Consider the following 13,856-nt stretch of genomic DNA (forward strand, 5'->3'; position numbering starts at 1 on the left):
CCGTGCTGAGAGAAGAAAAAAACCCAGATTTTCTGATTGAAAAGGTGGTTCTGGGTGGTGAGAAGGACAGCGAAGGCGCTGAAACGGGACGCACTTCTCTCGCTGATGCGAAAATTATCTATAATTCTTCATTCAACGATCTGCTCTTTCGGGCTCAGTCGGTTCACAGGGAAAATTTCGACCCGAATGCCGTGCAGATCAGCCGCCTTCTGTCGATCAAAACGGGAGGATGCGCGGAGGATTGCGGCTACTGCAGCCAGTCGGCGCGGTCTCCGACCGGCCTCAAGGCTTCCCGGCTGATGATGGTCGAGAAGGTTCTTGCCGAAGCGCAGAAGGCCAAGGCCGAAGGTGCCAGCCGTTATTGCATGGGGGCCGCCTGGCGTAGCCCCAAGGACCGCGACATGGAAACGCTGGTCGCAATGGTGGGAGGCGTCAAGGCGCTCGGTCTCGAGACCTGCATGACGCTCGGCATGCTGTCACCCGAACAGGCAGGGACGCTGGCCGAAGCGGGGCTCGATTATTACAACCACAACATCGATACGTCGGAAGAGTTCTATCCACAGGTCATCACCACCCGCACCTTTGCTGACCGGTTGGAGACACTCGCCAATGTCCGGGATGCCGGCATGAAGGTCTGTGCTGGCGGTATCCTTGGCATGGGCGAAACCACGGACGACCGTATTTCCATGCTGGTGACGCTCGCCAATCTGCCGGAGCCGCCGGAAAGCGTGCCGATCAATATGCTGATCCCGATCCCTGGCTCGCGGCTTGCCAATGCCGAACCGGTCGACCCCATCGAATTCGTCAGGACCATAGCGCTCGCCCGCATCCTGATGCCGCGCTCCCACGTCCGCCTCTCGGCCGGGCGCACCCAGATGAGCGACGAGATGCAGGCGCTCTGTTTCTTTGCCGGCGCTAACTCGATCTTTGCCGGCGACACGCTGCTGACGGCTGATAACCCCGGTGAAGATCACGACACCGCCATGTTCCGCCGCCTTGGTTTGATGCCGATGGAACTGGGGCTGACCGAGTGAAGGCTCAAGAGCTTGCCCGCTATGAGAACACGCTGGCGGGCCTGGAGCGGAAGGGCAGGCGGCGGGTATTGATAGAGCGAGCCGGTGCCGACTTCAGCTCGAACGACTATCTGGCGCTTGCCGGATCGGCACGGTTGTCGGCAGCGATCACGTCCGCCCTTCAGCGCGGTGTGCCGGCCGGTGCCGGTGGCTCCCGGCTGCTGCGTGGCAATCACCCGGAGCACGAGGCGCTCGAAGCGGAGGCCGCCGTTTTTTTCGGAGCCGAGCGGGTTCTTTATTTCGGCAGCGGCTATGCTGCCAATACAGCGCTTTTCTCGACCCTGCCACAGCGGGGCGATCTCATCGTTTATGACGCGCTGGTGCATGCCAGCGCGCATGAGGGCATTCAGGCGGGCAAGGCGCAGGCTGTCGCCGCCGTCCACAATGATGTCGAATCCTTCGCGTTGGCGATCGAGCAATGGCGTGCGGAAGGCGGAACCGGCCATCCCTGGATTGCCGTTGAAAGCCTCTATTCGATGGATGGCGATCGCGCGCCGCTGGCCGATCTTGCAGCACTCGCCGAAAAGTACGGCGGTTTCCTGGTGATCGACGAGGCCCATGCGACCGGCGTTTTCGGTGCCGATGGCCGCGGGTTTGCCGCAGACCTCGAAAAACGCGGGAATATCATCGTGCTGCACACCTGCGGCAAGGCGCTTGGCGTTTCCGGCGCGCTGCTCGGCGCGAGTGCGGTGCTCTGCGACTATCTGGTCAACCGGGCACGCGGTTTCATCTATTCGACCGCGCCATCGCCGCTGATGGCCGCCGCCGTGCGCGAGGCCTTGCGCATGCTGGTGGATGAGCCGCAGCGTCGTGCCAATTTCGATGCCTTGTACGGCTTCGCCAATGCCGAACTGCTCTCAAAACTCGGTGTAGCAGGCAGTGGATCGCAGATCCTGCCAGTGCTGATCGGCGACAATGGCAGGGCGGTGCGAATTGCTGAGCGCATGCGAGCGGAAGGCTTCGACATCCGCGCTATTCGCCCGCCGACGGTCCCGGAAGGCACCGCAAGGCTGCGGATCGCCATCACGTTGAATGTCGATGGCGCAACGATAACCCGCATGTTCACGCGGTTGGCGAACATAATGGCAGAGGAGAAACCATGACGCGTTTCGTGGTGACAGGCACCGATACAGGCATCGGCAAGACGATATTTTCTGCAGCACTCACGGCGGCGCTCGGCGGTTATTATTGGAAGCCGGTGCAATCGGGCCTGGACGAGGAAACTGACAGTCAGACCGTCCAACGGCTCGGCCGCCTGCCGCCGGACCGAATCCTGCCCGAGACCTATCGCCTGCAGACGCCGGCTTCTCCGCATCTCGCAGCCCGGCTCGACCATGTCGAGATCGAAACCGGGCGGTTGATGCCGCCGTTGATGGACACACCACTGATCATCGAAGGGGCTGGCGGTCTGCTGGTGCCACTGACCGAAACGGAGGTCTTTGCGGATATCTTCGCGCGCTGGCAAATTCCCGTCATCCTCTGCGCCCGCACCGGGCTTGGCACCATCAATCACACGCTGCTGTCGCTCGAAGCGCTGCGCTGGCGCGCCATTCCGGTCTTCGGCATCGCCTTCATCGGCGATGAGCAGGCTGAAACCCAACGGATCATTGGAGCGATGGGGCAGGTGCGTATCCTTGGCCGCCTGCCGCGGCTCGACCCGCTGACGCCGGATGCCTTGCAGCAATCTTTCCGAGAAAGCTTCCCTCTTTCCTCGTTCCATGCGGTGATGGCATGAGCTCACCTGTCTGGCACCCTTTCACCCAGCACGCGCTGGAACCGGCGATGAAGCGCATTGTCCAGACGGACGGCGCCTGCCTGATCGACGATAGCGGATCGCGCATTCTCGATGCCATCTCTTCCTGGTGGGTGATCACGCACGGCCACCGCCATCCGGCAATCATGACGGCCATTCAGGCGGCATGCGAAACGTACGACCAGATCATTTTCGCCGAATATACCCACGAACCCGCGGAACAACTGGCGCGCGGCCTGTTACGGATCGCTCCGCGGGGGCTTGCGCATGTGTTCTATTCCGACAGCGGATCGACCTGTGTCGAAGTTGCGCTGAAAATGGCCCTCGGCTTCTTCCACAATTCCGGCGCCCCGCGCCGCCGCATCTGCGTTCTTGAGTACGGCTATCACGGCGACACGATCGGCACGATGTCGGCAGGCGAGCGCGGCGTCTTCAACGCGGCCTATGAGCCGATGCTGTTCGGCGTCGATCGCCTGCCATTTCCAAAATCCGGCCATGAGCAGGATACGCTGGATGCCTTCGAGCGGTTCTGTGCGACAGGAAATGTCGCCGCCTTGCTGATCGAGCCGCTCGTTCTCGGGGCAGGCGGCATGCTCACCTATTCCGCGGCCGTCCTGACCGAACTGAAGCGGATTGCCGAACGGTATGGCACGCTTTTGATCGCCGATGAGGTGATGACCGGCTGGGGCCGCACCGGCACTGTCTTTGCCTGCGAACAGGCGGGCGTGATGCCCGATATCCTCTGCACATCCAAGGGCTTGACCGGCGGCGCCCTACCGCTTGCCGCCACCTTGTGCACGGCCGAAATCTTCGAGGCGCATCTATCGACCGACCGGCGGAAGACCTTCTTCCATTCCAGCTCCTATACTGCCAATCCGATTGCCTGCGCTGCTGCCGCCGCCAATCTGGCCGTGTGGGAAAACGAGCCGGTGCGCGAGCGCATTGGCGCCCTGCAAGTGATGCAGACAGAGAGGTTGGCTCGTTTTGAGGCTGATCCACGCTTCGGCAATGTCCGCCAAATCGGTACGATCACCGCACTTGATCTGAAGGTCCCGGCCGGGGGATATCTGTCTGAGGTTGGCCCAAAGCTCAGGGCGTTCTTTCGTGAGCGAAAATTGCTGATCCGGCCGCTTGGCAATATCATCTATCTCATGCCGCCCTATTGTGTCACCGCCACTGAGCTCGACCGGGCTTACGATGCGATCGACGAGGCGGCGGAACAGTTTGCGGTGGGCCGACTGTGAGGAGCGCCCGCTCATCCCGCCTTGCGGGCTTCGGTCATAGTGTTCCGGCGCGGCGGGTCGAAAACGCCGAAATCGAGGACAGGCTCGATCTCGAGCCAGGCTGGATCGAACGCCGAACCGGTATCAGAACGCGCTACTGGGCCGAGCCCGGCGATACGCTGTCCGGGCTTGCAGCCAAGGCGGGCGAGGCGGCAATCGAGGACTCTGGCATCGCGCGGGGAGACATCGCTTTGACGTTGCTTGCCACCTCGACGCCCGATCACCTGTTGCCACCATCCGCACCCTTGATAGCCCATCAATTGGGGCTGGGGAACTCCGGTGCCATCGATCTGGCCGGAGCCTGTTCCGGCTTTCTTTACGCGCTGACGCTTGCCGATGGTTTCGTCCGCGCACAAGGCCGCCCGGTTCTGGTTGTTGCCGCCAACATTCTTAGCCGCCGGATCAACCCTAGTGAGCGGGCAAGCTCTGTTCTCTTCGCTGACGCAGCCGGAGCCGTCGTTCTGATGCCGTCGCAGGACGCGGATGCTGGATTGCTTGGCGCCGATCTCGCCTCCGACGGCAGCCGGTATGACCTGATCTCGATCCCTGCCGGTGGCAGCAACCGCCCCTTTACAGCCGATTTGGTGGCGCAGGATTGCCTGATGACGATGCGCGATGGACGGGAAATGTTCACGCAAGCAGTGAGGATGATGAGCGATTGCGCCCGCCGGGCGCTTGAACATACGGGGCTCGGCGCTGCTGACATTCACCGGTTCATCCCGCATCAGGCCAATGCACGCATCTTCGACGCTGTCTGCAGCGATCTTGGCATCCCCCCTGAGAAGACCGTCCGTACAATTGCCGATTATGGCAACTCGTCCGCCGCCACCATCCCGCTTTCTCTCTCGCTCGCCCATCGCGCCTCCCCCTTCAAGTCGGGAGAGAAATTGTTGCTGACCGCTGCGGGGGCGGGGTTAACGGGCGGTGCCTGCGTCGTTGGAATGTAAGTGGTTTCTTACGGAATTTTCCACCCGATAAAGATCGCGCAGGAAACGGGTGGCGGCCCGCAGCTCAAACCGCCATTCAAAAAGCCTCCACCGTCGCAACAATGGAAGCTTCGAGATGAACGCACATTCGACAACCCTGCCGGTTTCTGCCGCGCTATCCGCTGAGGCGCGTGTCGGGCGATATGATTGGAATCATCTCAGCGAAGAGATCAACGGCTTCGGCTGCGCAGCCCTTGAAAAGCTGCTGTCGCCCGAGGAATGCCGCCAGATTGCCGGGCTCTATCCTGAGGAAAAACACTTCCGCAGCCATATCCATATGGCCCGTCATGGCTTCGGCAAGGGCGAATACCGTTATTTCAAATATCCCCTACCGGACCTTCTGGGAGATTTGCGCACTGCTCTCTATCCGCGTCTGTCCAATGTCGCCAACGCATGGAACGAGCGGATGGGCATGGCTGAACGCTATCCGTCCGAACATGGCGTGTTTCTGAAACAATGCCACGACGCCGGCCAGACCCGGCCGACGCCGCTATTGCTGCAATATGTGCCCGGCGATTTCAATTGCCTTCACCAGGATCTCTACGGCGACCTCGCATTCCCCATCCAGGTGGCGATCCTTCTCTCTGAGCCGGGAGAGGATTTTACCGGCGGTGAATTCGTGCTGACGGAACAGCGCCCGCGCATGCAGAGCCGGGCAGAAGTCGTGCCGTTACGGCAGGGCGATGCCGTCGCTTTTGCGGTCCACAATCGACCGGTCCAGGGCACGAGGGGTAATTACCGGGTCAATTTGCGCCATGGCGTCAGCCGCATTCGCTCCGGCCTGCGGCACACCGTCGGCATTATTTTTCACGATGCCAAATAAGGCGTTATGTGTCGCAAAGCGCGGAAAGGCGCCGATTCCTGCCAGATTTAGCGGCCGGGTATCGGTTGCGTAGCTCAAGCATCTTTGGTAAATTTTGTCTAAAGATTGATGGAGCGGCCAGTCATGTCGAGCGTCACGCATCGTTTCGAAAATTATATGAGAAACGGCATAGGCGGTTGGGCGCGGTCGCAGCCGGCCTTCATCCGGGCGCTGCTTTTCCTACCCTGCCTTCTGGAATACCTGATCGTCTATACCTTTTGTGCGGCGGCGATTGCCGTCGTGGTTTTTCTGATGGCGCTTGTGGCGATCTTCGGGCTGGACGCGGATCGTCAGCCAGGCTTGCGCTGAGGGGGTCCCTCAGCGCCCGGCCTTCAATGGCTGTTCAATGTAATAGCTCTCATAGCTCTTGCGGTATTTTTCCGCCGCGCCGAAATCACTGTATTTTCCAAGCTCGTCCATATCCGTCTTGTTGAGCATCACGCCGAGAATCTTGGCGTTGAATTGCGGATCGGACTGCAGCACGTCCCGGACCAGGCGCGCAGGGGTCTTGCCCCATTCGATCACCATCAGGAACCCGTCCGCAAACGGCGAAAATGCCTTGGCATCGATGACGGGAGCCAGCGGTGCAAGATCGACGATAACGTAGTCGAAGTTCTTCCGCGCGTTGGCAATCAGCGTTTCCATACCCTGCGAGGCAAGCAGTTCATTGGTGTGGTAAAGATGGTCACGCGGCGCGATCGGCAAGATTGCAAGCCGGGTCTGCGGATCGACCCTGAGACCTGTAGTCCATTCTTCTTCGCCTAGAACGGCTTCCACCAATCCTGTTTTCGGTGCCGGTGAAATCATCCGGCTGATGGCCGGGTTGCGGATATCGGCGTCGATCAGCAGTGTGCGTTTCCCGCTGGCGGCCAGCAACCCGGCGAAATTCGCAGCAATGGTCGATTTACCTTCGCCCGGCAGCGCCGAGACGACGCCGATTACCCGGTTGGGGCGGCCTTGAAGGATGACGTCGCTGGCAAGTTTGGCGTTGCGCAGCGTCTCGGCAAACGCCGATCGCGGCGCATCGACGGCAATCCGGGTCATCCGTGTCAGTGGCATGTCGGCATCTGGCGGGGTGTCGGCCTTGTCCAGTTCGGTCTTGGAAAGCCGCTCCCGCGTCTTGCTCCACATGCTGACGGTCTTTTTGCCGATCAGGGGCAGGTAGCCCAGAGATTTGTGTCCAAGCACCGAGCGGATATCCTCCTCCAGGCGGAAGAACCGCTCGCGAAACTCCTGAAGGCCGGCGATGACGGCACCCAGCATGAAGCCGAGTACAATCGAGAGTGCGAGCACCATCGTCCGTTTCGGAGCGGACGGCGAGACAGGGACACCCGCGTCGGAGATGATGCGGGCTTTTGCAATCGGGAATGAGCGTTGCTGCGCCGCTTGCTCGAAGCGGGCAAGATAGGATTCGTAGAGCGTTTTCAGCGCCGTTGCCCGTTGTTCCAGCCCGCGCAGTTGAACCAGCGACCGGTTGGCCTGCGAGTTGTTGCCCACCACGCCTTCGATGCTCTTGCGCAACGATGCTTCGCGGGATTGGGCGACCTCGAATTCGTTGCGGTAGCTGCCGGTGATCTGCTGCAGTTCTCGGAAAATCTGGCCGGCAAGCTCGGTCTTTTCCGCCCGCAGGCTGACGGCCTGGGGGTGGTCGGCGCTGAAATTCTGGGTGACGGCCTGCTCGCGCTTGCTGACGGCGAGGTAGCGCGTCCGCAAATCCTGAATGACCGAATTGTCGGTCTGGTTCGAGGAGATCGTCGCGTTGTTCACGGCGTTTTCGGCGCCTTGGTCGATGATCGATTTGAACTGGTTGTAGCGGGCGGATGCACTGGCGCTGTCGGCCTGCGCGACAATCAACTGGCTGTTGAGATCGGACAGTTGCTGTTCCGACATCAACTCGCCACGCGTCGAGGTCAAGCCGTTTTCCGCCTTGAATTTCTCCGCCTCGAGAGACGCTGCTTGCGCGCGCTGGCCAAGGTCGGTCAAGCGTTCCTGCAGCCAGACCGAAGCGCGCTCGGTGGCGTCGAAATTCGCATTCAGCTGGTCGGTCAGATAGGCATTGGCATAGGCGCGGGTAATGGTTGCGGCAAGCTTCGGATCTGTCGATTTATAGGAGAGTGCAACGACCGAGCTTCGCGACACGCGCTCGACTGTCAGCGCCTGCTGGATATAGGCCGCTGCCGTTTCCCGCTTACCGTTGCGGGCCGCCGCTTCGGAAATCTCCGGCCGCGAGCCGAAGATGCCGGTGACCGATTTGACCGCCGACTTCACCATGGACATCAGCGATTGTGGTGGATTGAGAACCGTGTCGTTCTCCCCGAGGTTTTCCGCGTCGGTGACGCGCAATGCCAGTTCCCCGGATTTCAGGATTTCGACAGCGCTGGAAAGCTGCGTGTCTGCCTGTTGAGCGCTTTGCGGCGACGGGGCCTCTTCGGCATATTTGGACAGATTGTCGTCGAGCAGGATCTGCGTCTGCGATGTGTAGACCGGCGTTGCAAACAGCAGATACAACGATCCGAGCAGGAAGCAGAGGATGACGCAGGCGGCCACGACCCTTGAACGGCGCAACGCGATCGCGGTCAGCCGGTTCAGATCGATGAACGTGTCGGACTCATCGCTTTTCAGCGATGGGACTGTGTTCAACGGAAGAGGTCTTTGATTCATGGGCCGTCGTGTCTCCGGGTATTTTTCGTGGTTGGTTCTCACCCCAAAACGCGGCAGGGGTGAGACCAGATTGTTCGACGACACCAAGCCGCTGAAAAATCGTTATTTTCAGGCAGCCCGCATCGACTGTTCGTGCGACAGAACCATCTCGCGGACGGATTCGAACACGAGATTGCCGATATCGGCCCGCGCCAGAGCGAAAGCGACGTTCGCCTCGATGAAGCCCTGCTTGGAGCCGCAATCGAAGGTCCGGCCTTCGTACGGGTGAGCGTGGAACGATTGTTCTGCCGATAGGCGCAGCATGCCGTCGGTCAACTGGATTTCGTTACCGGCGCCGCGCTGCTGATGCGCCAGGATCGAAAAGATCTCCGGCTGGAGGACATAACGGCCGTTCAGGTAATAGTTGGACGGTGCCTCGGCAACGGGGGGCTTTTCCACCATCTGCGTCACCTCAAAACCATGCCGGGTTTTGCCGCCCATGCCGACGATGCCGTATTTCGACGTGTCCTCGGGCGCGCACTGCTCGACAGCGACAACATTGCCACCGACATCGTTGTAGAGATCCATCAGACCCGCCATGCAGCCACGGGCGCCATAGGAAATCATATCCGGCAGCAGCAGCGCGAAGGGTTCGTCGCCGATCAGATCGCGGGCGCACCAGACTGCGTGGCCAAGGCCAAGCGGCGCCTGCTGGCGAGTGAAGCTGACGGAGCCGGCGGTTGGAAGCATGCGCGCCAGTTCGGAAAGCTGGGCGTCCTTGCCCGATCGGGTCAATGACGAAATCAGTTCGGGCACATCGTCGAAATGGTCTTCAATGGCCTGCTTGTTACGGCCGGTGACGAACACAATGTGCTCGATGCCAGCCTGCATCGCTTCCTCGACGGCATATTGCACGACAGGACGATCGACGATGGTCAGCATTTCCTTCGGCATAACCTTGGTGGCGGGCAGAAACCGCGTGCCGTTTCCGGCGACGGGGATAACGGCTTTGCGAACGGGTCTGATAGGAGCCATAGAACTATCCTTTGTTCTTGTGCGGGCTGTTGCCCGGGGTGGTTCTATTCATCGTTTCCGGCGGGGGACCGAAAGGGCGAATTGCGATAAACGGCGCCATCAGACGCCGCAGTCGGACGGCAATAGGCATCCGCAAATGCCGGATTGCCGCCGGGTTTCTCCACGCGGTCTTGACCGCGCCGGAAAGGGAATGTGCCTTGATCTGATCGACCAGGATGATGAAGGATCGTGCATCTTCGATGCTGCGGTGGCGCCGTTCCTGGGCCTCCATCGACGCCGCATCCAGCCGGTGGGTCTGCAGAAACGCGGCATCGGCCGCCAGCATGGCATCCACCTGGTGCAGCTTCAGCACCCGGGAGATCGACCCGCTGCGAATGTAATAGGTATAGCCAGCAACCGGCTCGACAGCGCAGCGGCCGCCCTTGGCAAGCGCCGATGCCAAAAGCAGATAATCCTCGCCGATCGGCAGGCTCTCGTCGAAACGCAAGCCATGCTCCTCAATAAACCGGCGCTCGAAGATCGGCTTCATGTAGCCGTAGTTATGCTCCGACTGAAACAGCACATTCGAGCTGATGAAAGCTGGAAGCGTCAGCATTCCAAGCGCGGAAAGCTGGGCTTCCTCGAACATCCGTTTGACCTGGCCGTCCAGCGGCACGACATCGACATTGTCGACGACGATCTCGGCCTTTGCGGCCTTGGCCCGCGCGATCATCCGCGCGGTGCGGTCCGGCGAAACCGCATCGTCAGAATCAAGAATAACGATCCAGTCGCCACGCGCGGCGTCAAAGCCTGCATTACGGGCGCCACCGGGCCCGCGATTGTTTTCAAGGCGGATCAGCCGGACGCGCGGATCGGTATAGGCATTCACGATGTCAGCCGTGTTATCCGGTGAACAATCATCGATGACAACGACCTCGACGCTGACACCGATTTGTGCCAGCGCACTGTCGATGGCGCGTTCGATCGTCTCTCCGGCCTTGAAGGCGGCGACGATGAATGTGGCATCAGGACGATGCTGCTCCATCAGGACGACCTCGCCACGGTTGCGCCGTACTGCTCGATTTCCCTGACGCCAAGCAGTCCGACGACGACGCCTGCATGCATGAAAGCGCGCAGGATGTACCGGTTACGCCGTACAGGTGAGAAAAACAGTGCTGCACTAGCCAGTCCGCAAAAACCGCTTTTGGCTGCAGCAAGCGCCAGTTGGCGGATTTTGCCTGCGGCTCCTGTCCCGGTGGCGATCAGCCGTCCGTGCGTCTGGCCGAAGCGGAATTTGCGCTTGGCGAGCCACGAGAAGGCGGCGCGTTTGGCTGGCACAGGTTCCTCGACCCAGGCGGCCGGCGCATAGGTGATTTTGCCGCCCATCCGGTGCGTATGGGTAAAGAACTCCGTATCTTCTCCACCGCTGCGGCCGAGCGCCAGGTTGAAGCGCCGTCCGGTAAGCGATGGTGCTGCCAGGCGCAGAAGGACGTTGCAGGTGTAACCGGTGATGATCCGGTCGCCGACCCAAACCGGGAACGTCGAATGAAAATCGCCTTGTTGCATCCAGCCGGGCGCATCGCTGCCGTAGGTGGCTTTGACCGGACCAAGAACGACATCGGCCGCCGTTGCCACTGCCGTCTGGATCAACTGGGCGATCCAGTCCTGGCTGGCGGTCTCGTCATCGTCAATGAACGCCAGGAAATCTCCTGTGGCGTTGTCGAGGCAGGCATTGCGGGCAATCGAGATATTTGAGGAAGGGCAATGGACGTAGACGATCTCGTGTTGAACGGCAGCGCGCAGGGCGTCTACCCGAGCTTTCGCGCTCGGCCTATCATCATTGTCGGCGACGATGATCCGGATCTGCGCGCCTTCGGGCACGGCAATGCTACCCAGCGAACGCAACGTCTGTTCGAGTTCCGGGCGGCGATAGGTGCAGACGCCAATATCGATGCGGATGAGATCGAGACCTGTTTTCATCAGGCGACCCGGCGGCTGCGGAAATCGAGAAGCTCGCGCCAGAAACCGGCCGACCAGGCGAAATGCATTACCATGGCGGAAACGGCGGCGAGCGGGCCATATGGGTTCTTCTGGCCCAAGGCCATCCACACTCCGTAGCCAAGGCACGCCACGGCCCAGAGGCCAAAGGGAATGACAGCGGCCCAATTGATGATCGCGAGCAAGGCGCCGATGGCGACCGGAACGACGGCGAGCGGCAACATTTGGCGGATGCTCGGCATGGCGCGATGCTTGAGGACGTTTTTGGCCCGGCCGCGGCCGTAACCGAAATACTGGCGGAAAAGTGCCTTCGCAGTGCTGCGCGGATGGTAAATCATGCTGGTCTTGTCGGTCATCCAGATCCGGTACCCCGCCTTGTTGAGGCGGTAGTCGAACTCGGCGTCCTCGTTGTGGCTGAACATCTCATCATAGCCGCCAACGGCCTGGAACGCCGAAATTCGCATCAGCGCATGGTGGCCGTGATCGGCCCAATGACCGGCGGCACCCGTGCGATGTTTGGAGCCGCCATTGCCGAGCTTGGAATTCTGGGCGTAGGCCGTGGCCTTCTGGAATGTGCTGAAGCCGACGGTTTGCATGGCGACGACAACGGAATCCGCACCGGTGGCGATGGCGTCCTCCATCAGGCGTTGGCAATAATCGTCCGGATATTCGCCATGGGCGTCGATGCGGATCATGTAGTCGTAATCAGCGCCGAGCGTTCCGACAGCGAGATTGATGGCAGCACTCTGGATTTTCTTCGGATTATCGAGCAGGCGCACTTTCGGATTGACCGTCGACATTCGCTCGACGATCTCACGCGTTCCGTCGGTGCTGCCGCCATCGACCACGACCAGATCGGCACCGAGATCGTGCATGGCGCCGCCAAGCTTGATGATCAGGGCTTCGATATATTTGGCCTCGTTGAGGCAGGGGATAACGATCAGGCTGCGGCCATGCTTCGGATCATTGGCGTTCATAGCAGTCCACCCTTGTTGCTGTGCGTTTGGGAGAGCTCATGGAGTGATGCCGTCTGGGCAGCAGCGGTGCGAAGCGTGGCAAGCCGGTTGACCAGCCGCTGGCAATCGGCGCGATCGATGACCCAGGCCTGCGCGCCCGTGGCTGCGACCTTGCCGAATTCGGCGAGATAGCGCTCCTTCGTCATGGTGGACAAAAGGGTGGCGAGGGCCGTGCTGTCGGCGCTGTCCAGAACGAGACCGATGTGCTTGGCGCTGATGAAACGCGCGGTTTCCGTACCGCGCATGGCAATCGGCACGGCATTGTAGCGGCATCCCTCATAGAGCCGGTTCGGCAGCAGCCAGCTGGAATTCAGGCCTTCCTCGAAAAAGTCGATCCCCCAGGAAAATTGGACGTCGTCGTAAATCCGGGCAAGGTCCTCGGGGTTCTTGTAGGCCCCGTGAAAGCTGATGAACGGCTCGTTCTCGACGAAGCCGTCGAAATCGTCGAATTCCGAATAGGCGGGACGCCCGCGCAGCACGACTTCGAATTTTCCATCCATGGCGCGTGTAAATTCGGCAAGCAATTTCAGAGATTTGCGGCAACGCAGAGCGCCGAACCAGCCGATCTTCCAGGGGGCACCTGGCTGTGGCGGACGGGGGCGGGCGGTTTGCATGCTGGCGGTGCCTTCAAGCTCTATCACTTGATTTTCCAGCAGCATCACCGGCGCCTTGAGGCGCGAGATTGGCCGGAAATAGTTTTCGATGAAGGCCGGCGAGCTGGTGATCAACAGGCTGACGTTCCGCCCAAGATAGTGTTCGGCAGCACGCAGTGCGCGGCCGGGAAAGTCCTTGCGCAGCAGGAGCCGGTGAATGTCCAGGCATTCATAGACGATCGGCACATCGCCACCGAAAACCGCATTCGCCCTGTTGGCAAGCGCCAGCATTTCGAGATTTCGAGCAATGATGATGCCGGGCTTTCCAACGCCGCGAAGCTTGCCGCCAAGTGCCACGGCCGCCTTGCCGACGGCGGCAATTCTCTGGCCGAACCGGCCGTCCCCGGTGACGCCGAGCTCGATATGTCCGTCGACAGCAGGCGTATCCACGCCCCGCCGGAAGCCCGCAACCGTGACATTGGCGCCACCGGCTTCGAGCATCAGGGTTCTGCGCCTGATTGCCGGGTCCGCCACATCATGGGCGAGATATAATACATCCAGCATGAAAACTTCCCGTTTCCCGCTCAGCTACGGCCAAGCCTAATTCAGTTTTTTGTGCGCCGCAACATGAGTGTTGC

The 13,856-nt window shown here is 60.7% G+C and carries 13 protein-coding genes; 7 read left to right on the forward strand and 6 right to left on the reverse strand.

What is annotated here, in order from left to right; translation table 11 throughout:
* The first annotated feature begins 50 nt into the window (after positions 1 to 50).
* The 7 genes from bioB (at position 51) to R6X40_RS14755 (ending at position 6,266) form a co-directional block, all read left to right on the forward strand.
* Positions 51 to 1,034 carry a biotin synthase BioB gene (gene bioB, locus R6X40_RS14725; RefSeq protein ID WP_412178390.1) on the forward strand — a complete coding sequence of 328 codons (984 nt, stop codon included), beginning with the start codon at positions 51 to 53 and terminating at the stop codon, positions 1,032 to 1,034.
* Positions 1,031 to 2,176 carry an 8-amino-7-oxononanoate synthase gene (locus R6X40_RS14730; protein ID WP_318414536.1) on the forward strand — a complete coding sequence of 382 codons (1,146 nt, stop codon included), beginning with the start codon at positions 1,031 to 1,033 and terminating at the stop codon, positions 2,174 to 2,176. The genes bioB and R6X40_RS14730 overlap by 4 nt, the downstream gene beginning before the upstream one ends.
* Positions 2,173 to 2,808, forward strand: coding sequence for a dethiobiotin synthase (bioD, locus tag R6X40_RS14735; RefSeq protein WP_318414537.1), 636 nt, complete (start codon positions 2,173 to 2,175; stop codon positions 2,806 to 2,808). Before R6X40_RS14730 ends, bioD begins: the two co-directional genes overlap by 4 nt.
* Positions 2,805 to 4,070, forward strand: a complete 1,266-nt coding sequence (locus tag R6X40_RS14740; protein ID WP_318414538.1) for an adenosylmethionine--8-amino-7-oxononanoate transaminase — start codon at positions 2,805 to 2,807, stop codon at positions 4,068 to 4,070. Before bioD ends, R6X40_RS14740 begins: the two co-directional genes overlap by 4 nt.
* Positions 4,067 to 5,056, forward strand: coding sequence for a beta-ketoacyl-ACP synthase III (locus R6X40_RS14745; protein ID WP_318414539.1), 990 nt, complete (start codon positions 4,067 to 4,069; stop codon positions 5,054 to 5,056). Before R6X40_RS14740 ends, R6X40_RS14745 begins: the two co-directional genes overlap by 4 nt.
* Positions 5,057 to 5,171: 115 nt before the next feature.
* Entirely contained in the window at positions 5,172 to 5,918 is a 747-nt protein-coding gene (locus R6X40_RS14750; RefSeq protein ID WP_318414540.1) for a 2OG-Fe(II) oxygenase, read from the forward strand.
* 123 nt (positions 5,919 to 6,041) lie between these two features.
* Positions 6,042 to 6,266 (forward strand): hypothetical protein, encoded by a 225-nt coding sequence (locus R6X40_RS14755; RefSeq protein ID WP_318414541.1) that lies wholly within the window; start codon positions 6,042 to 6,044, stop codon positions 6,264 to 6,266.
* Positions 6,267 to 6,275: 9 nt separating this feature from the next.
* On the opposite strand, the gene R6X40_RS14760 is transcribed toward R6X40_RS14755, so the two are convergent.
* From R6X40_RS14760 to R6X40_RS14785, 6 genes are all read right to left on the reverse strand, one after another.
* Positions 6,276 to 8,618, reverse strand: coding sequence for a polysaccharide biosynthesis tyrosine autokinase (locus tag R6X40_RS14760; protein WP_318414542.1), 2,343 nt, complete (start codon positions 8,616 to 8,618; stop codon positions 6,276 to 6,278).
* 108 nt (positions 8,619 to 8,726) lie between these two features.
* Positions 8,727 to 9,632, reverse strand: a complete 906-nt coding sequence (locus R6X40_RS14765) for a UTP--glucose-1-phosphate uridylyltransferase (protein ID WP_318414543.1) — start codon at positions 9,630 to 9,632, stop codon at positions 8,727 to 8,729.
* A 4-nt stretch (positions 9,633 to 9,636) separates the two neighbouring features.
* Complete coding sequence (locus R6X40_RS14770; RefSeq protein ID WP_318414544.1) at positions 9,637 to 10,656, reverse strand: glycosyltransferase family 2 protein; 1,020 nt, start codon at positions 10,654 to 10,656, stop codon at positions 9,637 to 9,639.
* Entirely contained in the window at positions 10,656 to 11,591 is a 936-nt protein-coding gene (locus tag R6X40_RS14775) for a glycosyltransferase family 2 protein (RefSeq protein WP_318414545.1), read from the reverse strand. Before R6X40_RS14775 ends, R6X40_RS14770 begins: the two co-directional genes overlap by 1 nt.
* The gene (locus R6X40_RS14780; protein ID WP_318414546.1) at positions 11,591 to 12,586 is read right to left on the reverse strand and encodes a glycosyltransferase family 2 protein; all 996 of its coding nucleotides are present in this window, start codon (positions 12,584 to 12,586) and stop codon (positions 11,591 to 11,593) included. The genes R6X40_RS14775 and R6X40_RS14780 overlap by 1 nt, the downstream gene beginning before the upstream one ends.
* Positions 12,583 to 13,782: a glycosyl transferase family 1 gene (locus R6X40_RS14785; RefSeq protein WP_318414547.1), complete on the reverse strand. Its 1,200-nt coding sequence runs from the start codon at positions 13,780 to 13,782 to the stop codon at positions 12,583 to 12,585. The genes R6X40_RS14780 and R6X40_RS14785 overlap by 4 nt, the downstream gene beginning before the upstream one ends.
* Positions 13,783 to 13,856 lie beyond the last annotated feature (74 nt).

The organism is Rhizobium sp. PL01, from assembly GCF_033447125.1.
Taxonomy (GTDB): Bacteria; Pseudomonadota; Alphaproteobacteria; order Rhizobiales; family Rhizobiaceae; genus Pararhizobium.

Excerpts from the sequence above, each read along its gene's own strand:
- bioD (WP_318414537.1), top strand. The coding sequence starts at position 2,173 with ATGACGCGTTTCGTGGTGACAGGCACCGATACAGGCATCGGCAAGACG.
- R6X40_RS14740 (WP_318414538.1), top strand. The coding sequence starts at position 2,805 with ATGAGCTCACCTGTCTGGCACCCTTTCACCCAGCACGCGCTGGAACCG.
- R6X40_RS14750 (WP_318414540.1), top strand. The coding sequence starts at position 5,172 with ATGAACGCACATTCGACAACCCTGCCGGTTTCTGCCGCGCTATCCGCT.
- R6X40_RS14755 (WP_318414541.1), top strand. The coding sequence starts at position 6,042 with ATGTCGAGCGTCACGCATCGTTTCGAAAATTATATGAGAAACGGCATA.
- R6X40_RS14760 (WP_318414542.1), bottom strand. The coding sequence starts at position 8,618 with ATGAATCAAAGACCTCTTCCGTTGAACACAGTCCCATCGCTGAAAAGC.
- R6X40_RS14765 (WP_318414543.1), bottom strand. The coding sequence starts at position 9,632 with ATGGCTCCTATCAGACCCGTTCGCAAAGCCGTTATCCCCGTCGCCGGA.
- R6X40_RS14770 (WP_318414544.1), bottom strand. The coding sequence starts at position 10,656 with ATGGAGCAGCATCGTCCTGATGCCACATTCATCGTCGCCGCCTTCAAG.
- R6X40_RS14775 (WP_318414545.1), bottom strand. The coding sequence starts at position 11,591 with ATGAAAACAGGTCTCGATCTCATCCGCATCGATATTGGCGTCTGCACC.
- R6X40_RS14780 (WP_318414546.1), bottom strand. The coding sequence starts at position 12,586 with ATGAACGCCAATGATCCGAAGCATGGCCGCAGCCTGATCGTTATCCCC.
- R6X40_RS14785 (WP_318414547.1), bottom strand. The coding sequence starts at position 13,782 with ATGCTGGATGTATTATATCTCGCCCATGATGTGGCGGACCCGGCAATC.